A 25,398-nucleotide genomic window follows, 5' to 3' on the forward strand; every position below is an offset into this window, starting at 1 on the left:
CCACACGCCCTCGGTTCAGCTCGATGCGATCGGCGTCGCGTCAGCCCGCGAGCAAGCCCTTCGCGATGATGAGGCGCTGGACTTCGCTCGTGCCCTCGCCGATCTCGCAGATCTTCGCGTCCCGGAGGTGCCGCTCGACGGCGAACTCGCGCGTGTAGCCGTAGCCCCCGTGGATCTGGAGGGATTTGTTGCAGGCGCGCGACGCCGCCTCGCTCGCGAAGAGCTTCGCCATCGAGGCCTCGCGCGAGTAGGGCTTGCCCTGGTCGCACAGCCAGGCCGCGCGGTACGTGAGGAGGTGGGCCGCGTCGAGCTCGGTCCTCATGTCGGCGAGCATCCACTGGATGGCCTGGAACTCGCCGATGGCCTTGCCGAACTGCTTTCGGTCCTTCGCGTACGTGACGGCCATGTCGAGGGCGCCGTAGCCGAGGCCGAGCGCCATCGCGGCGATCGAGATGCGGCCGCGGTCGAGGATCTTCATGGTGTCGATGAAGCCGTGGTCGACCTCGCCGATGCGGTTCTCGTCGGGGACACGCACGTCCTCGAAGGTGAGCTCGGCGGTGTCGCTGGACTTGCAGCCGAGCTTCTCGAGGTGCTTCGAGGAGTTGAAGCCCTTCGTGCCGTGCTCCACGACGAACGCCGTGATGCCCTTCTGCTTGGGGGCGTCGACGTTGGTCCGGGCGAGGACGACGCAGAAGCCGCCGACCGTCCCCTGCGTGATGAACATCTTCGAGCCGTTCAGGATCCACGCGTCGCCGTCGCGGCGGGCGGTCGTCTTCATCGACGCCGAGTCGCTGCCGGAGCCGGGCTCGGTGAGCGCCCACGCCGCGAGCCACTCGCCCTTCGCGGCCTTGGGCAGGTACTTCTTCTTCTGCGCCTCGTTGCCGAACGAGAGGATGTGGCCCGTCCCGAGCCCGTTGTGCGACGCCACCGTGAGCGCGGCCGAGCCGTCGACCCGCGCGATCTCCTCGACGCAGATGGCGTAGCTCGTCGTGTCCATGCCGGATCCGCCGTACTCCTCGGGGATGCGGATGCCGAGCAGGCCGAGCTCGGCGAGCTTCGGGACGAGCTCCTTCGGGAAGCGCTCCTCTTCGTCCCACGCGCGCGCGTGCGGCTGGATGTGCGCCTTGGCGAACTCGCGGACGCTCTGACGGAGGAGGGAGTGGTGCTCGGAGAAGGTGAAGTCCATGGCGGCTCGCGTGGCTCCTGTGCGCGCCCGAGGGACGGGCGAGGCACGTGCGCCCGCACGGGACGGGCGTGGGTCGTTGGGCGATGCCCGGGAACGTGGAGCTCCCGAAGACACCGCCCTCGACTCTTAGGAGCCGCGGCCCCTCCCGGTCAACGCGCATCCCCAACCGAGACGCGAAGGACACGCGGCTCCACTGACACCTCATCAATGAGTTGCGTCAGCTCTTCGCCCCACGGCTCATCATGACGCATCGCGCCAGGTCACTTCGAGCCCATGCAGACCTGCGCCCCGTCCATGAGCTTCGTGCAGCGGTACCCGTTGGGGCACCGGCTCCCCGCGCCGCAGGGCCGGCTGCAGTACGCGCCGTCGTCCCGCGCGATGCACACGCCCGAGGCGCAGTCGGAGCCAGCCATGCACGCGCCGCCGACGTCGCTCGGGGGCTTGGCCTTGCCTCCGGTGGTGGCGGGCTCGATCCCGGCGTCGGCGCCCTTCGACGAGGGTTTTCCAGCCGCTCGGAGCGCCTCTTCGAGCAGCCATCCGAAGACGTCCGTGCGCGTGTACACGTTGTGCACGTTGCGCCCCTCGCACGTCGGGCCACCGCGCGAGACGACGCCGACCACCTCGCCCGTCTCGGCGTCGATCGCGGGACCGCCCGAGTCTCCCTGGCAGGTGGCCTCGCCCACGAGAAACTCCGCCGGGGTCACCGAGAGGACGCGGACGTGGTCGCGGAGGAGCTTCTGCCCCACGGCTCCATCGGAAGGACGACGCCCGTAGCCCACCGCACGCACGAAATCGCCTTGCGCGACGCCGTGCATCCGCACCCCCACGGGCTTGATGCCCGACACCTCGCGGTCGAGCACGAGGTAGGCGATGTCGGACTCGCAGAGCGTCGTGCCCGAAGGCGCGACGATGCTCGCCCCCCGCGCGACCTCGCGGCCGTTTTCGACGGCTTCTCCAGCGATCACGGCGATCTGCGCCGCGTCCCTCGCCCCGAACACCTGCACGCCCTGAGGGGGGCAGGCGATTCGCTCGGTCGTTTCGAAGAGGCAGTGACGCGCGGTGAGCACGAGCCGCTTCGAGACGAGGGTGCCGGAACAGAGCCCTTTTCCACCGAGATCCAGCGCGACGACCGCGGGGTCTCGTCCGCGATCGGGCACCCCACGCACCACCTCGACGTCCCGAACGTCGACGCCGCCGTCGGGCGAGGGCCGCTCGTCGCGCAGCTCCGTCGCGCCGTCGACCCCTCCACACCCGAGCGACCACGAGACCACACCGAACACGCACGCGACAACCAACGAGAGCTTCATGCCGTGACCTCCTGGCCCCGGCCTTTCCAATCCTCGTGCCACACACATTACCCAATAATTTCAACAAACTAGGCCCGTAGAAATGTGGCCCGGCCAGGCCCGGGGGTGGCCTGGGCCACATGGCTCGCGCGGAGCTTACGGTTACGCAAACTCGGGTTCACACGCGGCCCCCCGCGGGACCACGTCGCCTCGAATTTCGCGAGGGATCACGCTCTTTCGGGACGGCACATGGGTTGCTGAAGAGAGCTTCGTGCGCTTCTCCTCCCCCTCGACCCCACGTCGCTCCCTCCTCCCGCGCCTCACGACGATCGCCGGGGCCGCTCTCGCCGCGTGCCTCGGCGTTGGTGGCACCGCCAAGGCCGGGGGCATGGTGGTCGGAGGCACGGGCCCCGTGTCGATGCGTGTCGCCGCGAGCTCGGACGGGACCCGGACCACACGATGGCAGGCGGTCGTCGTGCCACCGGGCGAGCGCGTGACCTGGCTCGTCCCGGCGAGGCCCGGCGCGCGTGTCGACCTCGGCGGAGAAGCGTTCATGCGCGCCCTCGACGAGACCACGGCCGTCCGTGTCGTTCGGCCGAACGGTGGGACCACGGCGTGTGGGCCCGAGGGAGTCTTCGAGACGATCGACGAAGGCACCCCGAACGAACGCGCCGACCTCGACGGCGCCCCTGTCGTGCTCACGGGTGGCGCCGACCTCGACGCCCTCGCCGCGGCGCGGGGCTTGTCTCTCCCCGCGGGCCTCTCCGCGCGCGCGTTCCGTGACGGGTTCCAGCTGGTCGCGCTCTCGTTCCAGCCGAGCGCCAGGCCCACGACCACCCCGGTCGTCCGTGTCACCGACGACGGCCCCATGTCGCTCCCCATCGTGCTCGGCCACGCCGCCACGCGCGACGTGACGGTCACCACCTACGTCATCGCGGAGGGCTCGCAGTCGGTGGGGACCCGCGTCGCGCTCCCCGAGACGCAGGTAACGTGGGGCATGCGAGGCTCGTCGTACCGCACCGCGCGCGAGGCGGCGCTCGCCCCGTACCGTGGCTTCGGGTTCTTGACCGAGGCGGCCGGGCACGATCTCGTGTTCGGCCCGCGGCCCTCGCTCCCCGAGGGTACGCTCCCTCCGAGCCTCGTCTCGGCGTACGCCATGCGCGTCTCACGGTCTCCTCAAGAGGCTGCGGCCTGCGCCTCCACGCTCGCGGCCATGACGAACCACCCCGTGCGCTTCGGTACGGCCTGCTCCCGTGGAGAGCTCGCGAGGCTCGCCCCCGAGGCCGAGTGCACCGACACGAGCGGCGGCGCCGACGTGACCCACGCGACCTGCGGCACCTCCTCCGACGACCTCGCCGTCGCGCTCGCGGGCAAACGAATCGATGCGATCGCCGTCACACGCGCGGTCGGGATCGTGCCCGCGGGCAGCACCGGTGGGCTCGTGGCGATCGCGCCGGGCTCGGCCAAAGAGCCCACGGTCACGCCCCGCCTCGACGAGACCTGCCTGCCGCCAACGCCCTTCAGACCGACCCCCTCCCCCTCCTCGGCCCCCCCTTTCGCGAGCGACTGGCCGACCCCCGAGCAGCCCTCTCCGGCGACGCCCCGGTACAAGAGCACGTACTCGGACGGGTGCGGCGGCGGAACGATGGTCGTCACCGACACGACCTCGGACACGACCTACGAAGACACGGGAGCGTCGGACTCGTGCTCGAGCGACACCTCGGACAGCTCGTCGGACAGCTCGTCGGACGACGTGGGCTGCGGCGGCGACACCGTGGGGGGGGACAACGACGGCTCGAGTGACGCGTGCTCGAGCGACTCGAGCTCCGACTCGTCCGACTCGTGCAGCTCGAGCTCGGGAGACTCGTGCGACTCGCCCGAGACGCGGAACCACAAGGGGCGCCGCGGCAAGAGCCCGGTCTCGCGCGCCGCGTTCCTCGTGGTCGCGCTCCTCTTGCCGCTCCGCCGGATGGCCAAGAAGCGCGAGAACGGCTAACGAGGCCGGATGACGCGACGCCTCGCAGGGCTCCTCGCCGCGCTCACCCTCGCGGCCGGGTGCCATGGCCCTAAGTCCCCGGAAGAGCTCAAGAAAGCGGAGTGCGAGAAGCACCCCGAGCGGGTCGCTCTCTTCCGCGAGGGCGAGCGGCCGAGCCGGCCGTACCGCGTGCTCACCGAGGTCGGGGCCACGCTCTTCGTGTCGGCGGCCTCCCGCACACGCACCCTCCAGGTGAAGGCGTGCCAGCTCGGCGCCGACGCCGTGCTCGACGTGTCGTCGGAGTCTCCGATGCGTGGCAGGAGCCAGACGAACGAGGGCCGGGGCCTCGCCATCCTCTACGTCGACGACATCGACGCTCCGACCGTGGTCAAGGCTTCGGGGGCTCCCGTCGCGCCGACGAGCCTCGACTCGGCCGTGTCCATCCCGCCTCCCACGCGACCTCTGCGACAAGCGACGCCCTGACGTCGCGGGCGCCCGAGAGCTTCAGCGAGGCTTCACGTGCTCGCGGACCCAGCCGATGATCGTCTCGAGGCGCGTGCCGGGCGTGAAGACGCCCTCGATGCCCGCGGCGGTGAGGCGCTTCACGTCGTCGTCGGGGATGATGCCCCCGCCGAAGAGGATGACGTCGTCGGCGCCCTTCTGCTTGAGGGCGTCTTTGACGGCGGGGAAGAGCGTGTTGTGCGCCCCACTCATGATCGAGAGCCCGACCGCGTCGACGTCTTCTTGGACGGCCGCGTTGGCGATCATCTCGGGCGTCTGGTGGAGGCCCGTGTAGATGACCTCGAAGCCCGCGTCGCGGAGGGCACGAGCGACCACTTTGGCCCCGCGATCGTGGCCGTCGAGGCCGGGCTTCGCGACGAGGATGCGGACTTTTCGTTCGGGCTGCGTGGGTTCCGACATGGCGCCTTCTTGCGCGTTTATCGGCGCTCTCGCCGAGCCTGTCAATTCGCTTGAGTTTTCGCCGCGCCGGCGTCGGGCTCCGGGGCCCCCGTCGGGATCTCGACGGTGACCGCGATTTCGTCCTCCCCGCGGCGGACCGTGCCCGACACGTGGGTGTGCCCGGCGAAGATGGCGGCGGTGACGATGCCGGAGATCTCGCGCAGCGAACGCACGCTCGCGCCCCCGACCCGCACGACCACGTCCCCGTCGGCGAGGCCATTCCCCGTGCCGACGCCACGAAGCACGACACCGCCGGGACCGTCGCTCGCGGGCACCGTACCGCGCTTCGCGTAGGCCATGACGACGCTGGCCGGGACGTACACCCCACGCGTGCGAACGGAGGCCGAAGGAGCCGCCGCGGCCCGAGGCGCCTCGGCGTGCGCGACCGGGGCCTGTCCCTGGGGCACGTCGTGCACGTGACCATCGGCCACGACGTCGCCCTGAGGGACGCCGTAGATGTCCTTCACGCGCCGTGGCGAAGGCGCGGCGAGCCGACCGAGCTCTTCGCCGAGCGTGTCCCCCAAATGGCCAGCGCCCCGGCTCCCCACGACGAGCGCGAGGGGCACCGAGGCGCCGAGGAGCACGACGAGACGGAGGCCCACACGGAGCCTCGCCTCGCGGCGGCCGTCAGGACTCTTTCGTGTCCTTTGCGTCTTCTTCCTCGTCGTCGTCGTCATCGTCGTCGTCTTCGAGGTCGGGAAGCGACGGCTCGGACGGGAGCTCGCGGCCCTCTTTCGCGGCCTGCTGACGGTCCTTCTCGCGCTGGGCCTTGAGCTGCGCCACACGCTGCATGATCGCGGGCTTCGGTGCCACCATGACCGTCATGGTGCGCGCTTCCATCATGGCGCGGGTCTCGACGTTCGCCAGGTCCTCGGTGCCCTGGATGACGAGCGTGAGCTGCTCTTGCGCCTTCTCGGGGTGCGTGATCTCGCGGCCACGGAAGCGGACCGTGAACTTCACCTTGTGACCCGCCTCGAGGAACCGGCGCGCGGCCTTGATCTTGAAGGCGATGTCGTGGTCGTCGGTCTTCGGTCGGAGCTTGACCTCTTTGACCTCGACGACGGTCTGCTTGCGCTTCGCCTCGGCCGTCTTCTTCTTCTCTTCGTACTTGTACTTTCCGAAGTCGAGGATCTTGCACACCGGGGGCTCGGCCTTGGGGTTCACCTCGACGAGGTCGAGGCCCGCTTCTTGCGCGCGCTTCAACGCTTCGTGCGTGGCGAGCACGCCGAGCATCTCGCCGTCGGCGCCGATGACTCGGACCTCCGGGACGCGGATGCGGTGGTTCACTCGAATCTGAAAGCCGCGCTGCTGTTGACGCGGATCGAAGCGGGGACGACCCATGGCCATGCGGTGTACTTGACCTCCGAAAGGGAAAAACCGAGGCAGAGAAGCTCTGCGCGCGCATCTTCCGGGCATTTTCGAGCCCGCGTCAATGGAAACCCCGAAAAACGTACTCGGCGCGCCCCGTACGGGCCCGCTCAGTCGTGGTCGTGGTCCCGCGAGGGGAGCCCGGCCCCGCCGAAGCCGACGAGCGCCCCGAACGCGCCGACGAGGGTGCCCCTCCCCCCGAGGTCCGCGGCGAGCACCTGCCCGTCGAGGCACATGGCGAACGCCCCGAAGGGCAGAATGCACCCGAGCGCCTGGAGGGTGTCGACGGGCGGCCCGCCGGACCCGCCGCTCGTGACCCGCGTGTACACGAACGAGAAGAGCCCTCCGTCGCCGCGCGCCGTGGCGAACGCCCCCGCCGAGAACGACGAGGTGAGCGAGCGCCCAGCGTCGTCCACGAGGAGACGCCCCGTGAGCACGGGCGACACCCTCCCACCTACCTCGAAGAGCGAGCCCCCACGGACGCGCTGGTACCCGAGCTCGCCGAGGGGCAAGTCGAACCTCGAGTACAAATACCTAGAATTACTTTGAAATTCACCCGAGAGACCCAACCTTAGGAAGAGGGCGCGGTGGGGATCGAAGCGGGTGCGCGCGCCGAGCAGGAGCGCTCCACCGAAGATGCCCTCGACGTTGGCGGTCCCTCCGCCGAGGCCGAAGTCGAGCGCGGCGCGGCTCGCGAGGATCCCCGAGTCGTCGTTGTGGGACTCGAGCCGGCCGGCGAAGGTGACCCCGATCGTGGGAGACTCGGCACCGGGGGGCCGAAGGCCCGTGACCTGCGTTCGGAGACCTACGAAGCCGCTTCCCGGAGAGCGGGTCTTCGGGGTGTCGCCGCAGGGCGCGGGCGCGACGCAGGGGGGTGCGGGGACGGCGGGCGTCGCGGGCGGCGGTGAGGCGGGCCCCGTCGCGAGGGGAGCGGGCTGCGCGGGCGGCGGTGGCGAAATCGGCGCGGGCGCGGGGACGGCGGACGGCGCGGGCGGCGGGAGCGGCGGCAAAGCTGCGCCGGCCGCGGGCTCGTCCGAGTCGGCGAGGGCGCGCGACGAAGCCAAGGCCGAACCGAGGACCACGAGCGCGAAGACGAAGGACCGCACCCGGAAGAGACGACGCCCCCGTGGGCGGCATTCATCGGCCGACGGGGCACACACGGGGGCGGTCACTCGTCGGCTCCGGCGGGGCGGAAGGTCTCCCCGTAGCCGAACGTCAAACCGAGGTAAAATACACGCGTTCCGCCGAGCTCGGGCGCGGTCGCGCCCCCGTTGGGGACACGAAAGACCTCGCCGTCTCCGCAGACGAGCAGCGCGCCAACGACCCCGAAGCCGCACACGAGCGCGCGCACGACCTGGACGGGCCGCGCGTACGCATCGTCGCGTTTGTCGATCAGCATGGCGGAGATCTCGCTGCGCAAGAGGGGCGTTCGGGCCGAAAAATACGCCCCGTACTCGGGGCTCACGCCGAGATCGCGCGGGCGCGCCCCTTCGACATGATAACGGCCGGCGAGCACCGGGGCCCCACGCGCGCCGAGCTCGAGGAGGCGTTCGCCTTCGCGGAGCTGCACACCGACCTCGGTGATGGGGAGCTCGAGCCGCGAGAAGAAGTAGTTCCCGTTGCCCTGGAGCTCCCCGCCGAAGCCCGCGCGCACGAAGCCGCTCCACGGGTCCCCGAGCGGTACGCGGAGGCCGAGCGTGAGCGCCCCACGGAGCCACCCCTCGACCGTGGCCGTGCCGGAGCCTATCGCCCCGATGAACGAGCCGCGGAGCGAACCGTAGCGGCCACGCGTGCCATGGAACGAGGCCGAGGTGACGAAGAGCGCGCCGTAGCTCGACACGTCGTCTTTGCCGGTTCGAACGTTGGTCGTCGTGAGCCGCCCCCCGAAGAACACGGTGGGCGCGCGCATGCCCGAGTCGTCCTCGTCGTCGTCGTCGGCGGCGCGTGCCTCCCGCGGTGCCCCAAAGGCGAGGGCGCCCGCGAGCACCGCGAGCGCCACCACCTTCTCCGCGCGGGAGGCGACCACCGTCAGCCTCGCGGCGGCTTCGACTCGCCCGAGAGCAGACCTACGAACGTCTCGAGCGGCATCGCGCCGAGCTCGCCCTTGTCACGCGAGCGCACGCCGACCTGGCCGGTCTCCGCTTCTTTGGCGCCGACCACGAGCATGTAAGGTACACGCGAGAGGCGCGCGTTGCGGATCTTGGCGCCGAGCTTGTCCGCGCTCGTGTCGACCTCGATGCGGAAGCCCTGCTCGCGGAGCTTCTTGGCGACCTCGATCGCGTAGTCGTCGGCCTTCTCGCTCACGGTGAGCACGATGGCCTGCTTGGGCGCGATCCAGGCCGGGAAATTCCCGCCCGAGTGCTCGAGGTACACGCTGAAGAAGCGCTCGAGCGAGCCCAGGATCGCGCGGTGGAGCATGACCGGGCGGTGCTCTTTGCCGTCCTCGCCGATGTAGCCGAGGTCGAAGCGCTCGGGCAGGTTCGGGTCGAACTGGATCGTGCCGAGCTGCCAGCTCCGCTTGAGCGCGTCGTGGATGTGAACCTCCACCTTCGGGCCGTAGAACGCGCCCTCGCCGGGCGTCACCTCGAAGGGGAGACCTGCGTTCTTCAAGCCGAGCTCGAGCGCGCCCTCGGCCTCGTCCCAGTCGGCCTCGGTGCCGATGCGCTTCTCGGGCCGGGTCGCGAGCTTGATGTCGACCTTCTCGAAGCCGAACGCCTTGTAGACGACGTTCAAGAACTTGATGAACTTCTCGATCTCGGCCGGCACTTGTTTGCGCGTGCAGAACACGTGGGCGTCGTCTTGGCAGAAGGTGCGGACACGCGAGAGCCCGTGCACGACGCCGCCGCGCTCGTACCTGTGGAGGCGCCCGAAGTCGGCCACGCGCCAGGGGAGCTCACGGTAGCTGCGCTTCTTCGAGCCGAAGATCACGCAGTGGCTCGGGCAGTTCATGGGCTTCAGCGCGAACGCCGCGTCACGGAGGGACTCGTCCCACGAGCCCTTCTCCTTCACGGCCTGGGCGATCTCGTCGAGCTGGTCCTCCGTCCAGAGACGGAACATGTTCTCGTTGTAGTTGCCGAGGTGACCGCTCGTGCGAAAGAGCTTCGGGTCGAAGGCTTGCGGAGTGATGACCTCCTCGTAGCCCTCGTCGTCGTAGAGGCCGCGCACGTAGCCGACGAGTGCATTGTACACGAATGCCCCCTTCGGCAAGAAGAAGGGCATCGCCGGCGCGACCGGGTCGAACATGAAGAGATCGAGCTCTTTTCCGAGCTTGCGGTGGTCGCGGGCCTTGGCCTCTTCGACGAGCCGTAGGTGCTCCTCGAGCGCCTCTTTGGACGGGAACGCCGTGCCGTAGATGCGCTGGAGCATGGGGTTCCGCTCGTCGCCTCGCCAGTAGGCGCCGGCCACGCTCGTGAGCTTCACGGCCTTGAGGTAGCCGGTGTTGGGCACGTGGGGGCCCTCGCACACGTCGACCCACTCTTTGCCTTCTTCGCCGTGGAAGTAGAGCGAGATCTCTTCGCCCGCGGGGATGCTCTCGATGATCTCGACCTTGAACGACTCGCCCATGTCGCGGAACTTCTGGAGGGCCTCGTCGCGAGAGACGGGCACGCGCCGGAAGTGGCTCTTCTTCCCGATGATCTCGAGCATCGCCTTCTCGATCTTCGAGAGGTCGTCCTCGGAGAAGGAGCCCTCGGGCTTCTTGAAGTCGTAGTAGAAGCCGTCGTCGATCGCGGGGCCGATGGTGACCTTGGTGCCCGGGAAGAGCCTCTGCACCGCGTCGGCCATGACGTGGGCCGTCGAGTGGCGGATGACCGCGAGGCCGCGCGGGTCTTGCGTGGTCACGAGCTCGTACGCCGAGGCCGGGTCGATCGGCGTGTGGAGGTCGACGATTTTGCCGTCGATCGAGAGGGCGACGACGTCCTTCAGGAGGCCTTTTTCGGCGAGGAGCTCGCGCCCCGTCTTTTTCGCGGACATGGCGCGGCCATAGCACGTTTTGCCGCGGACCGCCTCACGCGCGAACGAGCCCCCATGGCGCACCTACGCTTTTACATGCATGATGCACACGTCGCCGGGGTCGCCGGTCAGGGCTTCGTGATCGAGCGCGAGAAGAGCATGTTGCCGGTCTCGTCGACGAGCTCGGCCGTGAGCTTCTTCCCCTGGATCACGATGTAGAAGAAGCTGAGCGCGTTCGTCTGGAAGTAGCTCTTGTTGCGGGCAGAGAGCTCGGTGCCCTCGGCCCCGGCGCCGCCGACGATGAGCTCGGTCGTCTTGCACTTGTCCTCGAGCCACTGCGACGAGTGATCGTGCCCGGAGATGTAGACGTCGACCTTGCCGCAGACGTGGTCGTCCATGAAGCTCTTCATGCTGCCGCCAGAGACGACGGGGATGCCCGGGATGCCCTCGTAGCGGCCGGCGTTCCCGTGGGGGCCGTTCGAGAGGTACGGGTGGTGGCCGAGGGCGATCTTCCACTCGCTCGTGGACGCGGCGAGCCACTGGGGGATCTGCGCCTTTTGGTCGTCGTCGCGGCCGAACATGATGAGGTTCGTGTCGAGCGCGAAGAACTCGACGTTCTCCACCGTGCGGTGCCAGAAGTTCGAGGGGAGCTTCCACTTCTGGCTCTTCGCCGTGTAGTCGACCTGGTTTTTGCCTTTGCCGAAGCTCGTGCCGGCGCCGTTGCCGCCGTAGTCGTGGTTGCCGAGCACGACCCAGAAGGGCACGTTGATCTTGGCGTAGGGCTGCTCGAACCGCGACTGGAGCAGCGGATCGTCGGCCGAGTCGACGCCGCTCTCGTAGATGTTGTCGCCGAGGAGCTGCACGAAGTCGCAGCCGTCGTTCTTGCACTTGGTCTCGACGGCGACGGCGACGCGCTGCTGGCCGTCGTTGCCCTTGCCCGTGTCGCCCATGGCGACGAAGCGGATCGCCTTGGGCGGCGGCGGCGCGGTGTCGGGGACGGACGCGTCCTTCGGGGCGGGGGGCGGAGGCGTGGAGCTCGCCGGCGGGGCGGCGGAGGACGAGGGAGAGCCGGAGGCTTCGGGGGCCGCGGGATCGGGCAGCGCAGAGCTCCCGCAGGCGCTCGCGAGGGCGAGGATGAGGGCGGAGCCGAGGCCGATGCGCGTCCCGTTCGTCATGGGGCTTCGGGGTACGATCCGGCCGGCCCTCGGTCAACCGATTCCGTCGGCCACGAGTCGCTTCGTGCGTCAGGCGGGCAGAGATCAGCCCCCGAACGGGAAGAGGCCGTCGGCGAGGGTCGCTCGCACCTCGGCGTAGGTCCTCTCACCTCGACGGACATCTTCGACGAGCTCCCCGAGCTCGCATGGGCCGAGGCCCGGGAGGAGCCGCTGCCCCGACGACGCCACCTGCGCGAGCACGAGCAGCACGGTCATGGTGCGTGCGCCCGCGAAGGCCCGCGGAGAGCGCGCGAAGGCGTACAGCAAGGCCGCGGGGCCCTCGTAGACGTCCTCGGCGAGGTGCTCGGCCTCCCGGAGCGCGGCGCGGATGGCGGGGCGCGAGCAGGCCTTCCCGAGGGCGAACCGCGAGGCGACCCAGGCATACGCGGCGACGACGTCGTCTTCGGCGGGCAGCACGCTCAGCCCCCCGACCCGCGGCGCACGGTGCGCTCTCCGAACGAACGATCCGCCTCGGCGAGCTCTTCGAGGGCGGCGAGCTCGGCGCGCCCCGCCCGGGCGACGAGGGACTCGATCCGCTCCGCGAGCCCGTCGCCTTGGCCTTCGAGGGTGGTCGTCTCGCCCTTGGGATCGTTCATGACGACGAGGCTACACGCGAGCCTTCGGTCTTCGCGAGACCTTGGGCGACGTGGGCGAGGCCGACGAAGAAGAGACCGAGCGGCACCACGAAGAAGCGCGAATGCCAATCGGGGAAGGCGAAGAACCGGGCGACGGAGAGCGGGACCATCGCGAGCGTGAGGGCGACCACGGGCGACGGACCTCCCGCCCCCGAGTCGGCCGTGAGGAGCGCTCGCACACGCGGCGACGCGGCCGCTCCGGCCACGACCACGACGAACGCGACGAGGGCGACGACCTCGCACGTGTAGAGCTCGAGCGCGTTCTCCTTCAGGATGCGCAGGTAGAGCGAGGCGTCGAGCGTGTGCCGCGCGTCGGCCGGAAATGGCTCGAAATGGACGCGACGAAAATGCACGAGCGCGGCCCACCCGTAGCTGCCGCGCTCGACCCACGCTCTCGCTCCGAAGGCGAGCGCGGCGGCGATGAGCGCGTCGCGCGGCGAAGCCAAAAAGGGCCTCTTCCGTGCGGCGAAGGCGAGCGCGAGCGCCGCCACGAGGCCCGGGTACATGGCCGCGTCGGAGCGCGCGAGGACGGCGACGACCATGAGACCGAGCCCTACCCTCGGGCGGTCGCGCGCGAGCAGCCCGAGGCCCGCGAGCGCGAGCGCGGCGCCGAGCGGATCGGACAGCGGCGACGCGGCGAGCTCGTCGAAGTGGAACACCCCGGCGATGACGAAGAAGGCCACGCTCCGAACCACGGCCTCCCGCACCGACCCGTCGGGAGAACGTGGCCGGAGCGCCACCCACGTGACCGCGGCGAGGGCGAGCGTCGACAGGAGCGTCACGAGGTGGAGGGCACGGGGGACCTTCACCCCGAGCTTCGACACGAGCCACGCCGATCGTGTGAAGAGCGGTCTCCCCCGGAACCAGACGAGCTGCTGCGCGAACGAGCGGTCGTCGTACGCCATCCAGTGGGCGTAGTCGCCCGGGAAATCTCGGCCCGTCATCCACGCGTAGCGCTCGGGGGTGAGCGCGTCGCGGAGGTCTCCGAGCGTCCTCTCGCGCGCCGTGGCTTCGCCGTCGTACGCGTGGACGACGCCCACGTACGCCATGAGATCGAAGTCCTCGCGGGGGTGCGCGAGCGCCGAGAGCGAGACGAGCAGGCACACGATCGCCACGATCGCCGACGCGACGAGCGCAGGGAGCCTCGCCCGCACAAGCCCGTGCGCGGCCTTCGTGGGGGGCGTTCGTGCCACGACCGGACCCTACTCGAGTGCGCGAACGGCCGGGGGAAAAGCCTGGCAATTTTTGCGCGTGCGAGGCGATCGTGTGTCGTCGGGTGCGCCTCGAGAGTCGGAGGCGCTACCACCTCTCGCCGCGGAGGCGAAACTCTGCGAGGATTGCGCGCATCGTGTCGTCCTCCGAGCGCCCCGCGGCCGCTGGCCCGTCGGGGGACCTTCTCCCCGAGCTGCTCGCCGTCCAGGCCGAGCGAAGGTCGTGCGTCGTGCGCGTCCTCGGAGAAGGCGCCGAGGCGCGTCTGTCGTTCGAGGAAGGGACGCTCGTCCACGTCGAGGAGGGCACGACGGGCATGGCGCTCGGCCGCCTCTTGGTCGACGACGGGAAGCTCTCGGCCGAGGACCTCGCGAGCCTCCTCGACGCGCTCGCCGAGGCCGAGGCGCGCGGGAAGCAGCTCCGCCTCGGAGACCTCGCCGTTCAACGCGGTCTCCTCACGCGCAAAGAGCTCTCGCTGTCGCTCTTCGCGCAGGTTCGAAAGAAGGTCGTGGCCGCCCTCACGTGGGAGTCGCCCGAGGTCAGCGTGCTCCCGCTCCCGCCGGCCGCGAAGGGCTCGCCCCGCCCACGGTTCCCGACCACCCTCGAGCCGCTCGTGCTCTCGGCGTTTCGCAAGTGCCCGCGAGACCGCCTGAGGGCGCGCTTCGATCCGCGCGGCGCGTGGTCTCTCGTCGGAAACATCGAATCGATCGCCACGCTCTTCCGCCCGAAGCCCGAAGAACGAGACGCGCTCGTGGCCATCACGGCCGACGTGCCACCCGAGGCACTCGTCGAGGGGCTCTCCCGGGACGACGAGCCCGAGGATGGCCTCGCGTTCCTCACGACCCTCGCGGCCACGGGCCACCTGGCCCCCCGCGACACCCCGGGCTCGCGGCGCGGACCTTCGCCAAAAAAGCGAATCATATCGAGCATTTGCACCGCCGCCGGGGCCAAACGTGAGGCGCGTTCGGGCGCCGCGAAGGGGCGGTTCTTGTCTCCGGTCGCGCGTCCCCGCGCGAAGGTCGAAGCGGGGACCGACACGCCCGCCCGCACGCACGACCCGTCTCCGGGCAGCCCGGCCGCCAAGCTCCGCGGGGAGCGCGCGTTCCTCGAGGGTAAGGCGCACATGGCGCAGGGCCGCGAGGCGCAGGCCAAGGCCGAAATTTGGCGCGCTCATAGGCTCGTTCCGACCGCGGCCGAGTACGAGCTCTACCTCGCGTGGCTCACGCACCGCGGCGACGAGCGGCGGGCGGCGGAGCTCGAGTCGGTCGCCCTCCGCGCGAAGCGCCAGGACCCGGAGCTCGGGTTCGCGTCGTACGTGCTCGCCCACCTCGCCCTCCTCCGCGGCGACGTCGAGCGGGCCGAGGCCGAGCAGGCGCGCGCGCAGCGGCTCGGGGTGAGCCAGAAGGCGACCGAGGAGCTTACGGCGTCCTCGGCGATGCCGATCCCCGAGGCGGGCGCGTCGACGGCGTTCGCCGCCATGAGGCCCGAGATCAAGCGGCGCACGAGGCGAGGGCTCCCTTTCCTCGCCCGGGCCCCGAGACCTCCGACCTCGGCCCCGCACGAGGCCGCGCCCATCGAGGCGGCCCCCGTCGAGGCGCCCCCCGTCGAGAGGACGACACCCGAGGACGCCCCCGCGTCCGCTCCGGGCGCGCTCTCGACGAAGGAGCCTCCCGCGATCCCGAGGCCCGAGGCCCGAGCCCCTTCCCTGGCGGAGGCCCTCTCTCCCGCGCCCGCGGCCGTCCCCGACGGGGCGCCCACGGAGGCGCCCGCTGCGCCCGCGAACGCCGAAGCCGCGGCCTCCCCAGCGGCCTCGGTCGAGATGGCCGCGCCCACGCCGGTCGACGTCTCGCCTTCGTCGACGAAGGCCAAGGACGAGCCCAAGGCCCCGGAGGTCGTCGGGGAGAGCCACGCCGAGCCCCCGCGCGACGAAGCCCCGGTGAGCGCGAGGTCGAAGGCCCCCGTCGAAGGAGAGCCCACGACCGACGGTGCGCCCCCCTCGTCGGCCCCCGAGAGCGCTCCCGTGTCCTCGGCGCCCGAGAGCACCCTGACCATCCCGACGACCTCGCGCGGGCCGTGGGTCGGGGTCGTCCTCGCGGTGGCCATCGTGGCCACGATCCTCTATGTTTTTCAGCCTTCGAGCGATCCGAAGCCCACGCCGACGCCCCCGACCGAGGCCGCCCGAGAGGCCGCGACGCCCGACGCGGCGAGCTCCACCTCGAACGTCGACGCCACCGTGGCGCTCGGCTCGGGCGACGACGGTGGGGGCGACTCGGCAAGTGACCACGACGCTACGGCGCGCGACGCCACGGCACTCGACGCCACCGCGCTCGACGACGCGAACCTGCCCGAGGCGGGAAAGACCGACCCGAGCCCCACGAGGGCGAAGACCGGGCTCCTGGTTCCCGAAGGAGCCCCGAAGGGCCGCCGCATCTTCGTCGACGGCCGCGCGGTCGGAGAGACCCCCTCCGAGGTCCCCGCGCCGTGCGGCAGCCACGAGGTGCGCGTCGGCAGCAAGGGCACGGCCCGCACGATCGACATCCCTTGCGGCGGGCGCGTGGTCGTCGGGCCCTGACGAGAGACGAAACGCCCCCCTCCCGGTGACGAGAGGAGGGCGCGCGCACGGACGGTCAGGATCAGGAGGCGAGACCGAACACGGACAGCGCCTTCTTGGCGGCGGCCATCTGGGCCTTGCGCACCTCGGCGGCCATGTCGTTCGCGTACGAGAACGACTCCTTGGCGAGCTTCTGCATCTCTTGCGCGACGTGCTCGGTCTGCGCGGCGTGGAGGGCGTTCCACTTGCCGAGCTCCGCCGTGAACGCCGTCACCTGGCCCATCTGGGTGGTGGCGAGCTGCTTCCACATCTGGATGAATTGCTGCATGTGCGAAGTCTCGTTCGTCTCGTTCGACATGGTCTTTCCCTCAGTATTTTCGCCACATGTGTGACGTGCGCCGAACCTACGTCCGGCACTGGGGAGCGTCAAGTGTTGCACCGCAACATCGTGGTGACGGGCGCCCGACGAGCTCCCCCACGTCCGCGCGTCATCCGCGCCGCTTCGGGGCTCCGGCGCGCAAGCTTCGTTTGAGCTCGTCGAGCTCGCGGCGGAGCTCGGCCACGTCGTCGGCGGTGGACGCCGAGGGGCGCGGGGGCAAGGGCGTCGGCTCGGGCTCGACCACGACGTCGTCGTCGGACGGCGTGACGAGAGGCGGAGGCGGCCGCGCGTCGTCGCGCTTCGGGCGGAAGGGGTTCTGGCCCATGAGGGCGCGGGCGAGCGCGCTCGACGCCGTGAAGGGGAGCTGCGCGAACGGGTTCATCGGGAAGAGGGCGCTCGAGCCTTGTTTCGCCTGGAGATAGAGCTCCATCGACCAGCTCATGTACCGCCCGAGGAACTCGGCGAGCGCGTCGTCGCCCATGCGGATCATCTGGACGAGGAGCGGCACGGGGAGGAGCCTCCCGCCCCCTCGGCTCTCCAAGATGACCTGGGCGAGCGTCGACTGGGTGAGGTCGGCCCCGGTCTTCGCATCTTGGATGAAGACGTCGGCGCCATCGCGCACGAGGCCCGCGAGCTCGTCGAGCGTGATGTAGCGGCTCTCCTCCGTGTCGTAGAGGCGCCGGTTCGAGTACTTCTTCACGATGCGCATCGCAGGGTTCCTTACGATGCTTTGGGCCCGGCGTCCCGTACCTTGTGCGTCGCAAAATCATGCCGCACTGCGGCGCAACATTCCCGGGTTTCGCCGACGAAATCGCCTTGACCGTCCCAGGTCCGGATCGTACCTGTCCCCCGCCCCGTGTTGCGCCGCAACACGGCACCCCGAGGAGCCCGCATGTCCGTCCGCCGTCACCCCGTCCGCCGCACGCTCGTCATCGCCCTCGGCCTCGCGGCCCTCGCGGCCGGCCCCATCGTCGAGGCCGGGTGCGCGACGTCGGGCCCCGAGTGCACCCGCGGGTCCGACTGCGCGACCGGCACGTGCAACGCGGCCGGCCGCTGCGTCCCGGGCGAAGAGGTCGATGGGAGCACCCCCGACGGCGGCTCCCCGGTCGACGCCGACGGCGGCGTGCCCCCCGTGACGGACGGCGCCGTTCCCGACGTGATCGTCCCCGACGGCGGCTGCATCCCCAACAAGGACTTCCGCATCCTCCGCGAAGAGGTCCCCCTCGCGGCCGGGCTGCGCGCCACGTTCAAGGTCGCGCGGGACGCGGACGTGTCGACCGCGGGCACCCCCGGCCCGAACGACACGCGCGAATGGGATTTCTCGGGCGACCTCACGGGCGACGTCACCACGCTCGTCGAGACCCAGAAGATCTCGGACAAGTGGTTCAAGGACGACTTCGCGACGGCGACGTACGCGACGAAGCTCTCGGAGACCTCGGCCCTGCTCGGCGTGTTCGAGATCACCCCCTCGGCGCTGAAGCTCCGAGGCGTCGTCTCGCCCGACGAGGGCATCTCGCGCACCAACGTGTCGTACTCGCCCCCGGTCGACGTGCTCGCGTTCCCGCTCGAGCCGCAGAAGACGTGGTCGACGAACGCGAGCGTCTCGGGCCTCGTGAACGGCTTCTTCACGGCCTACTCGGAGAAATACGACTCTCAGGTCGACGCGAAGGGCACCCTCAAGACCCCGCTCGGCACCTTCACGGTGCTCCGCGTGCGGACCACCCTCACGAAGACCGTGGGCGTGCTCGTCACGACCATCCGCTCGTTCGCCTGGGTGAGCGAGTGCTACGGCACCGTCGCCACGGCCACGTCGGACGACAACGAGACGACCCCCGAGTTTACCCGCGCCGCCGAGATCCGCCGGATCGCCCGCTGATGCACGCCTCGACGAAATCCTTCCTCGCGAGCGCCGTCGTCCTCGCCTCGTGCCTCGGGTCGACGGGCTGCTTCTCGTTCCACCAAGGCCCGCTGCCGGGCGAGCCCAAGACGGCGACCTACACCAAGGTCGACGGGGTCCGTGTCCGCTACCTCGACACCGAGGGCAGCGGCGCCTCGAGCGCGAAGCCGACCGTGGTGCTCGTGCACGGGTTCGCGTCGTCGCTCGACGTGTGGGCCACGGTGGTGCCCACCCTCAAGACGACCCACAGGGTCGTGGCGCTCGATCTCAAGGGCTTCGGCTGGAGCGAGCGACCCGAGGGCGACTACTCCCCGGCGGCCGAGGCGCGCCTCGTGCTCGGCCTCATGAACCAGCTCGGCATCACGCACACGTCGATCGTGGGCCACTCGTGGGGCACGAGCGTCACGCTCTCGGCCGTGCTCCAGGCCCCCGAGAAGTTCGATCGCGTGGCCCTCTACGACGCGTGGGTCTACGAGGAGCAGCAGCCGACGTTCTTCCAGTGGTCACGCGCCGCCGGTGTGGGCGAGGTGCTCTTCGGGCTTTATTACAACCAGCGCGCCGAGGATCGGCTCGGGCTCGCCTTCTACGACAAGAGCTTCGTGACCGAGGAGCTCATCGCCGTGGCCGAGTCGCACCTCGAGAAGCCCGGCACCACCGCCGCCCACCTCGCGGCCGTGCGCGGCCAGCGGTACGGAGAGCTCGAGACGCACTACCGCGAGGTGAAGCAGAAGACGCTCCTCCTCTACGGCCGCGAGGACGTCGTCACCACGGTGAAGTACGGCGAGCGCCTCCTCCGCGAGCTCCCGAACGCGCGCATGGTCGTGTACCCGCGCTGCGGTCACTTTCCGATGCTCGAGGCCGCCAAGGCCTCCACGCGCGATCTCCACGCGTTCCTCCTCGAGGACGAGGGGCGCCGCCGCGGCGTCGACGAGCCCCGCCAAGCCGAAGGCCCAAGAGCCGACGCCCGAGCCGAAGGTCGAGAAGGCCCCGTGAGCACGAAACGTACGACCCTCTGCGCGGCGCTCACGGCCGCGGTCGCCACCTTCGCCGTCGCCCGCGACGCCCACGCCACGGGCTTCGCCGAGCTCGGCGAGGACATCGTCCAGCGCGACAAGGTGACCGTCGAGCTCGACGGCTACCTGCGCACGCGCGGCGAGGCGCTCCACAACTTCGACCTCGACCGAGGCCTCTCGCCTTCGGGTACGCCGCTCTTCCCCGTGTCGAAGGCCGACCCGACCGCGCAGACCCTCACCCACTGGGACATGCGCGCGCGCCTCGACGTGAAGGTGTTCGCGCCCGGTCAAACCTTCGCGGTGAAGCTCCGCCTCGACGCGCTCGACAACCTCTCGCTCGGCAGCGTGCCGAACGACGTGCCCGCCGCGACCACAGGGCAAAGGAGCCCCGCCGATCCGCTCAAGATCCGGCGCGCGTACGGCGAGGCGCTCCTCCCGTTCGGCCTGCTCGTGGCCGGCCGCATGGGCACGCACTGGGGGCTCGGCCTCGTCGCCAACGGGGGCGACTGCCTCGACTGCGACTCGGCCGACGCCCAAGATCGCGTGGCCCTCGTCACGCCCATCGCGAACCACGTGTTCGCCGTGGCCTACGATTTCTCGGCCACCGGGCCCGTGGGCACGCGCCCCGCGCAGAACCGCTTCCTCGACCTCGAGCGCACGACGAACGTGCAGACCGCCACGATGGCGTTCCTCCGAGGGTGGAGCAAGGAGTCGATCGCCCGGCGAAAGAAGGCCGGCAAGGTCACGGTCGACTACGGCGGGTACTTCACCCACAGGTGGCAGACGAACGACGTGCCAGGCTCGTATTTGCCTACGGCGCAGGCGATCGACGTGTCGAGCGCGAACCAGATCATGGCGCGCGGGCTGACGGCGACGGCGTTCGACGCGTGGGCCAAGGTGGTCACGAAGAACATGCGCCTCGAGGCCGAGGCCGCGATGCTGCTCTCGACGATCGAAGAGGCCTCGGCCATCCCCGGGGTGTCGCTCCGTGACCCGGTGAAGGCACGCCAGTTCGGCGCGGCGTTCGAGTCCGACTTCGGCTCCGACGACGGCCTGCTCTCGGCGGGGCTCGATCTCGGCTACGCGAGCGGCGATCCGGCGCCCGGCATGGGCGTCTCGCAGAAACTCGGCCAGCGCGCGCCCAAGGCCGGCGACCTCGACGGGCCGCAGGCGAACCCCCGCCGCGACAACCGCATCGACAACTTCCGCTTCCACCCCGACTACCGCATCGACCGCATCCTCTTCCGCGAGATCGTGGGCACCGTGACCGACGCGGTCTACGCGCGGCCCCACGCCCGGGTGCGCCTCGTCGAGGAGACGAGCTTCCGCGTGACCGCGACGGGCGCGGCGGTGGCCAGCATGGCGTCGTTCGCCGAGTCGACCCCCGGCGGCAAGAAGCCCCTCGGCGTCGAGATCGACCCGTCGATCACGTACGAGCACAAGGACGGCTTCTTCGCGACGCTCGACTACGCGGTACTCTTCCCCCTGGCGGGCCTCGACAACCCGCAGGTCGGCCTCTTCGCCAAGCCCGCGCAGCTCGTGCGCCTCCGCTTCAACTACGTGTTCTGAGCCAAGGCCATGAAAAAGAGTCCAAGCTTCGCCCTCGCGCTCCCGGCCCTCGCGGTCACCCTCTCGCTCTTCGCGTGCAGCGAGAACCTCACACCCCAAGGGGAGCGCACGCCCTACGAGGCCCCCGCCGTCGAGAAGCTCGCGTGCGTGCCGAACCTCGACGGCAAGATCGACGCGAACGAGCTCGCGCCCGCGATCGGCGTGCCCGTGCGCTACCTCGTGTCGCCCTCCGGAAAAGACCAAGCCGTGGACCTCGTGCCGAAGCCGAACGGCGAGGGCAAGGTCCGCTGGGACTACTCCCTCGACAAACGCGACGACCAGGCGGCCACGATCGAGGCCTCGGCGATCAAGGGCAAGTGGTACGAAAAGAGCTTCCCCGAGAGCGCGTTCGTGGCCCCGTTCGACATCGGCGGGCGCGTCGAGGCGGTGTACCAGTACACGCCCGAGGCGATCTCGCTGCTCGGCCTCGCCTCGAAGGAGCCCAACGCCCCCGAGGGCCAGACGCTCTTCGTGTATACTGCACCTGTTGCGATCTACAAGTTCCCGCTCGCGCCCGGCGTGACCTACACGTCCGTGGGCGAGGTGAAGAACGCGACGCTGCGCGGCCTCCCGTACGCCGGGAAGGACACGTACGAGGTGAAGGTCGATCAGATGGGGCAGCTCGATCTGCCCGACGTGGTCTTCGCCCAGGCCCTCCGCGTGCGCACCAAGGTGACGCTCGAGCCTGCCGCCGGAGCCGTGACGTCGCAGATCCAGGTCTCGTTTTTGTTCGAGTGCTTCGGCGAGGTCATGCGCGCGACGAGCAAGACCGGCGAGAAGAACGAGGACTTCACCGTCGCGAGCGAGATCCGACGCTTCGGTTTGCCCTGAGCCACGAGGAGAGCACCATGGTCTGGGACGCCTGGAAGAAGAGCTTCGACACCTGGGAGGATCGCACCGCGAAGCTCCTCGAGGTGGCGCTGAAGAGCCCCGTCGTGCTGCGGCCCGCCGCCGCCGCGCTCACCGCGGGGCTCCGCGCGAAGGCCGCCGCCGACAAGGTGGCGACGTACGTGGTGGGCCACATGGGCCTGCCCACCAAGGCCGACCAAGAGCGCGCGCTCCACGCGATCTACCGCCTCGAGAGCCGCATCATCGATCTCGAAGAGAAGCTCGACGCCGAGCGCGAAGAGAAGCGGACCATCACGGTGCGCGAGGCGAAGCCGGCCGAGCCCCGCGAGCGTGAGGCCCTCTCGGCCCACGACGAAACCCAAAAGACCCTCGTGGGCCTCGCCCACGCGCCCGCCGAAACCACGGAACCGAGGAAGTAGCTCGTCATGGACGTGTCCAAGTATCTCGACATCGCGATCGCCCCGAAATTCCTGTTCGACTCGCTGCCCGAGCGCGCCGAGCGCGTGCGCTTCTGGGTGCCGAAGCCCGGCGCAGGCACGAACCTCGAGGCCTACGCCAAGGTCACCTACGGCGAGTTCGCGGCCGAGGTGAAGGCCGTGGCCGGCTTCTTGGCCGACGTGCTCGCGCCCGGGGATCGTGCGTCGATCTTCGCGCCGAACCGCGTCGAGTGGGCGTCGGCGGCGCTCGGCATCCAGGCCGTGGGCGGCGTGATCGTGCCGGCGTACCCCGCGAGCACCCCGGCGCAGCTCGGCTACGTGCTCTCGCACTCGGACGCGAAGGTCGTGTTCGTCGACACCCCGGCCCTCCTCGCGAAGCTCTTCGAGGCGTGGCCGCTCTGCACCCACGTGTCGCACGTGGTGCTGCTCGACGGCGCGCTCGACGCGTCCCGTGTGCTCGACAAGATGCGGGCCGACCAGAAGCCCACCCCGGGCGACGACGTGCTCGCCAAGATCGTCCCCTTCCCGGAGGTCGTGCGCCTCGGCGACGCGTGGCACGAGGCCCACCCGGGCGCGTTCGAGGCGCGCATGAACGCGGTCGACGTCGACGCTCCCGGCATGATGCTCTACACGAGCGGCACCTCGGGGAACCCGAAGGGCGTGCCGCTCTCGCACCGCAACGTGGGCACGAACGGGCGCGACTGGCTCGAGCTCAACGGGCCGCTCGTGCCCGAGAACGCGGTCGACGTGCTCTGGCTCCCGATGAGCCACATCTTCGGCTTCGGCGAGATGAACCTCGGCAACATCTTGGGCATGACGAGCTACATGTCCGACCCCGCGGGCTGCATCGCGCTCGTGCCGGTCGTGAAGCCGCACGTGTTCATGAGCGTGCCGTCGCACTGGGAGAAGCTCGCGGCGCCCGCCATGAAGGAGCAGGATCCCGCCACGCAGAAGGCGCGCCTCCTCGAGTGCACGGGCGGCAGGCTCTCGTTCTGCCTCTCCGGCGGCGCCGGCCTCTCGCGCGACGTGAAGGAGTTCTACCACCGCGCCGGCATCCTCATCGTCGAGGGGTACGGCCTCACCGAGACGTCGCCCACGCTCACGTTGAACCGGTTCGATGCGTTCCGCTTCGACTCGGTCGGCAAGGTGCTCCCGTCGACGAACGTGAAGCTCGCCGACGACGGCGAGATCCTCGCCAAGGGCCCGAACGTGTTCAAGGGCTACCACAAGGACCCGGCGGCGACCGCCGAGGCCTTCACCGAAGATGGCTGGTTCAAGACCGGCGACGTGGGCCGCTTCACCGAAGATGGCTTCCTCCAGATCGTCGATCGCAAAAAGGACATCCTCGTGACCGCCGGCGGCAAGAACGTGCCCCCGGCCAACATCGAGCTTCGCTTCCAGGGCGATCCGCGCTTTTTGCACGTGGTCGTCTACGGCGACGGGAAGAAGTACCTCGTCTGCGGCGTGTGGCTGAACGACGCCGTGGTCGACGCGGAGCTGTCGCACGTGGCCCCGGCCGACAGGCGCGCCGCGCGCGAGGCGCTCGTGCAGGCGAAGGTCGACGAGGTGAACCGGGACCTCGCGAGCTACGAGTCGCTGAAGGCGTTCGTCATCGTCGACACCCCGCTCACGGTCGAGTCGGAGCTGCTCACGGCCTCGCTCAAGGTGCGCCGCAAGAAGGTGGTCGAGGCCTTCAAGCACCAGTTCGAGTCGCTCTACGACAGACCCGCTCCCCCGAAGAAGGCGGCCGAGGCCGGCAGCACGGGAGCCTGAGGCCATGAGCGAAGACACGAAGTGGCCGGCGCGGCTCAAGAACCTCGCCGAGCTCGGCCTCCGCGGAAAGCCCCCCGTGGGCACGACGCCGGCCGACGTCGTGCACCGCGAGAACAAGTGGCGCCTCCTCCGCTACCGGAGGAAAGCACCGCCGAAGTACGCGACGCCGGTGCTGCTCGTGCCGTCGCTCATCAACCGGCACTACGTGCTCGACCTCTTGCCCGGCAAGAGCCTCGCCGAGTGGCTCGTCGCCGAAGGGCACGACGTCTTCATCATCGACTGGGGCACCCCCGGCGACGAGGACCGCTACGTCACGTTCGAGGACGTGGCCGACAAGTACATCGGCCGCGCGCTCCGCAAGGCCGCGTCGTATGGCAAGTACGGCAAGGCCCACCTCCTCGGGTACTGCCTCGGCGGCCTGCTCACGGTCGTGCACGCCATCCGCTACCCGGATCGTGTGGCCTCGCTGCTCACGCTCGCCGCGCCCATCAAATTCGGGGACGACGGCCTCCTCTCGCACTGGGCCCGCACCGAGACGTTCGACCTCGACGCCCTGCTCGAGGCCTCGGGCAACGTGCCGTGGCAGCTCATGCAGTCGACGTTTCAGCTCCTCCGGCCGACGATGAACCTGTCGAAGACGGTGACGCTCGTCGATCGCGCCTGGAACGACGAGTTCCTCGACGGCTTCTTCGCCCTCGAGAAGTGGGGCAACGACGCGGTCGCGTTCCCGGGCGAGTGCTTCCGCGAGTACATCACCGCGCACTACCGGAACGACGAGCTTTGCCAAGGCACGTTCCACTTCGCGGGCAAGAACGTGCGACTCGAAGACCTCAAAGTGCCGCTCCTCGCCATCACGTTCGAGCACGACGCGATCGTCCCGAAGGAGAGCTCGGCGCCGCTCGTCGCGCTCGCGGGCTCGAAGGACAAGGCGCATCTCCACCTGCCCGGCGGACACGTCGGCGCGGTCGTCTCGAGCGCCGCCAAGACGCGGCTCTGGCCGAAGCTTGCCGAGTTCTGGGCGAAGCGCGACGTGCCCGAGGAGCTCCGCGCCCAAGCCTCCCCGAGCCTCCCGACGAACGGCGTCTCCTGAGAGGGGAGGCATGCCCG

Annotated in this window: 23 protein-coding genes; 9 read left to right on the forward strand and 14 right to left on the reverse strand. The window is 70.1% G+C overall.

Annotated elements, in window-relative coordinates; genetic code table 11:
* Nucleotides 1-40: 40 nt before the first annotated feature.
* Both IPK71_32610 and IPK71_32615 read right to left on the reverse strand, forming a co-directional pair.
* Complete coding sequence (locus tag IPK71_32610) at nucleotides 41-1,186, reverse strand: acyl-CoA dehydrogenase family protein (GenBank protein ID MBK8218499.1); 1,146 nt, start codon at nucleotides 1,184-1,186, stop codon at nucleotides 41-43.
* Between the two features lie 260 nt (nucleotides 1,187-1,446).
* Nucleotides 1,447-2,493, reverse strand: coding sequence for a trypsin-like serine protease (locus IPK71_32615; protein MBK8218500.1), 1,047 nt, complete (start codon nucleotides 2,491-2,493; stop codon nucleotides 1,447-1,449).
* A 250-nt stretch (nucleotides 2,494-2,743) separates the two neighbouring features.
* Between IPK71_32615 and IPK71_32620 the strand changes: the two genes are divergently transcribed.
* Both IPK71_32620 and IPK71_32625 read left to right on the forward strand, forming a co-directional pair.
* Nucleotides 2,744-4,468 carry a hypothetical protein gene (locus IPK71_32620; protein ID MBK8218501.1) on the forward strand — a complete coding sequence of 575 codons (1,725 nt, stop codon included), beginning with the start codon at nucleotides 2,744-2,746 and terminating at the stop codon, nucleotides 4,466-4,468.
* 9 nt (nucleotides 4,469-4,477) lie between these two features.
* Nucleotides 4,478-4,930 (forward strand): hypothetical protein, encoded by a 453-nt coding sequence (locus IPK71_32625; GenBank protein MBK8218502.1) that lies wholly within the window; start codon nucleotides 4,478-4,480, stop codon nucleotides 4,928-4,930.
* Between the two features lie 21 nt (nucleotides 4,931-4,951).
* On the opposite strand, the gene IPK71_32630 is transcribed toward IPK71_32625, so the two are convergent.
* From IPK71_32630 to IPK71_32675, 10 genes are all read right to left on the reverse strand, one after another.
* Entirely contained in the window at nucleotides 4,952-5,368 is a 417-nt protein-coding gene (locus tag IPK71_32630) for a cobalamin B12-binding domain-containing protein (protein ID MBK8218503.1), read from the reverse strand.
* 41 nt (nucleotides 5,369-5,409) lie between these two features.
* Entirely contained in the window at nucleotides 5,410-6,009 is a 600-nt protein-coding gene (locus tag IPK71_32635) for a hypothetical protein (protein ID MBK8218504.1), read from the reverse strand.
* Nucleotides 6,010-6,034: 25 nt separating this feature from the next.
* Nucleotides 6,035-6,748: a translation initiation factor IF-3 gene (locus IPK71_32640; protein ID MBK8218505.1), complete on the reverse strand. Its 714-nt coding sequence runs from the start codon at nucleotides 6,746-6,748 to the stop codon at nucleotides 6,035-6,037.
* A gap of 137 nt (nucleotides 6,749-6,885) precedes the next feature.
* Nucleotides 6,886-7,305 (reverse strand): hypothetical protein, encoded by a 420-nt coding sequence (locus IPK71_32645; protein ID MBK8218506.1) that lies wholly within the window; start codon nucleotides 7,303-7,305, stop codon nucleotides 6,886-6,888.
* Nucleotides 7,306-7,943: 638 nt separating this feature from the next.
* The gene (locus IPK71_32650) at nucleotides 7,944-8,801 is read right to left on the reverse strand and encodes a hypothetical protein (protein ID MBK8218507.1); all 858 of its coding nucleotides are present in this window, start codon (nucleotides 8,799-8,801) and stop codon (nucleotides 7,944-7,946) included.
* A 2-nt stretch (nucleotides 8,802-8,803) separates the two neighbouring features.
* A complete protein-coding gene (gene thrS, locus IPK71_32655; GenBank protein ID MBK8218508.1) occupies nucleotides 8,804-10,747 on the reverse strand; it encodes a threonine--tRNA ligase in 1,944 nt (647 codons plus the stop codon).
* Nucleotides 10,748-10,854: 107 nt separating this feature from the next.
* Nucleotides 10,855-11,901, reverse strand: coding sequence for a metallophosphoesterase (locus IPK71_32660; protein MBK8218509.1), 1,047 nt, complete (start codon nucleotides 11,899-11,901; stop codon nucleotides 10,855-10,857).
* 84 nt (nucleotides 11,902-11,985) lie between these two features.
* Nucleotides 11,986-12,357: a hypothetical protein gene (locus IPK71_32665; GenBank protein MBK8218510.1), complete on the reverse strand. Its 372-nt coding sequence runs from the start codon at nucleotides 12,355-12,357 to the stop codon at nucleotides 11,986-11,988.
* A gap of 2 nt (nucleotides 12,358-12,359) precedes the next feature.
* Nucleotides 12,360-12,536: a hypothetical protein gene (locus IPK71_32670; protein ID MBK8218511.1), complete on the reverse strand. Its 177-nt coding sequence runs from the start codon at nucleotides 12,534-12,536 to the stop codon at nucleotides 12,360-12,362.
* The gene (locus IPK71_32675; GenBank protein MBK8218512.1) at nucleotides 12,533-13,768 is read right to left on the reverse strand and encodes a hypothetical protein; all 1,236 of its coding nucleotides are present in this window, start codon (nucleotides 13,766-13,768) and stop codon (nucleotides 12,533-12,535) included. Before IPK71_32675 ends, IPK71_32670 begins: the two co-directional genes overlap by 4 nt.
* Nucleotides 13,769-13,923: 155 nt before the next feature.
* Between IPK71_32675 and IPK71_32680 the strand changes: the two genes are divergently transcribed.
* Nucleotides 13,924-16,356, forward strand: coding sequence for a PEGA domain-containing protein (locus tag IPK71_32680; GenBank protein ID MBK8218513.1), 2,433 nt, complete (start codon nucleotides 13,924-13,926; stop codon nucleotides 16,354-16,356).
* Between the two features lie 61 nt (nucleotides 16,357-16,417).
* On the opposite strand, the gene IPK71_32685 is transcribed toward IPK71_32680, so the two are convergent.
* Both IPK71_32685 and IPK71_32690 read right to left on the reverse strand, forming a co-directional pair.
* Nucleotides 16,418-16,693, reverse strand: coding sequence for a hypothetical protein (locus IPK71_32685; GenBank protein ID MBK8218514.1), 276 nt, complete (start codon nucleotides 16,691-16,693; stop codon nucleotides 16,418-16,420).
* Between the two features lie 130 nt (nucleotides 16,694-16,823).
* On the reverse strand, nucleotides 16,824-17,423 hold the full coding sequence (locus IPK71_32690) for a hypothetical protein (GenBank protein ID MBK8218515.1): 600 nt from the start codon (nucleotides 17,421-17,423) through the stop codon (nucleotides 16,824-16,826).
* A 183-nt stretch (nucleotides 17,424-17,606) separates the two neighbouring features.
* Between IPK71_32690 and IPK71_32695 the strand changes: the two genes are divergently transcribed.
* The 6 genes from IPK71_32695 to IPK71_32720 are packed head-to-tail and all read left to right on the forward strand — an operon-like array spanning nucleotide 17,607 to nucleotide 25,381.
* The gene (locus IPK71_32695; protein MBK8218516.1) at nucleotides 17,607-18,590 is read left to right on the forward strand and encodes a hypothetical protein; all 984 of its coding nucleotides are present in this window, start codon (nucleotides 17,607-17,609) and stop codon (nucleotides 18,588-18,590) included.
* Nucleotides 18,590-21,193: a TIGR04551 family protein gene (locus IPK71_32700; protein MBK8218517.1), complete on the forward strand. Its 2,604-nt coding sequence runs from the start codon at nucleotides 18,590-18,592 to the stop codon at nucleotides 21,191-21,193. Before IPK71_32695 ends, IPK71_32700 begins: the two co-directional genes overlap by 1 nt.
* A 9-nt stretch (nucleotides 21,194-21,202) precedes the next feature.
* Nucleotides 21,203-22,063, forward strand: a complete 861-nt coding sequence (locus IPK71_32705; protein MBK8218518.1) for a hypothetical protein — start codon at nucleotides 21,203-21,205, stop codon at nucleotides 22,061-22,063.
* Between the two features lie 17 nt (nucleotides 22,064-22,080).
* Entirely contained in the window at nucleotides 22,081-22,500 is a 420-nt protein-coding gene (locus IPK71_32710) for a hypothetical protein (protein ID MBK8218519.1), read from the forward strand.
* Between the two features lie 6 nt (nucleotides 22,501-22,506).
* Complete coding sequence (locus IPK71_32715; GenBank protein ID MBK8218520.1) at nucleotides 22,507-24,291, forward strand: AMP-binding protein; 1,785 nt, start codon at nucleotides 22,507-22,509, stop codon at nucleotides 24,289-24,291.
* A 4-nt stretch (nucleotides 24,292-24,295) separates the two neighbouring features.
* Entirely contained in the window at nucleotides 24,296-25,381 is a 1,086-nt protein-coding gene (locus IPK71_32720) for an alpha/beta fold hydrolase (protein MBK8218521.1), read from the forward strand.
* The last annotated feature ends 17 nt before the right edge of the window (nucleotides 25,382-25,398 follow it).

Source organism: Myxococcales bacterium (assembly GCA_016712525.1).
Classification (GTDB): domain Bacteria; phylum Myxococcota_A; class Polyangia; order Polyangiales; family Polyangiaceae; genus JAAFHV01.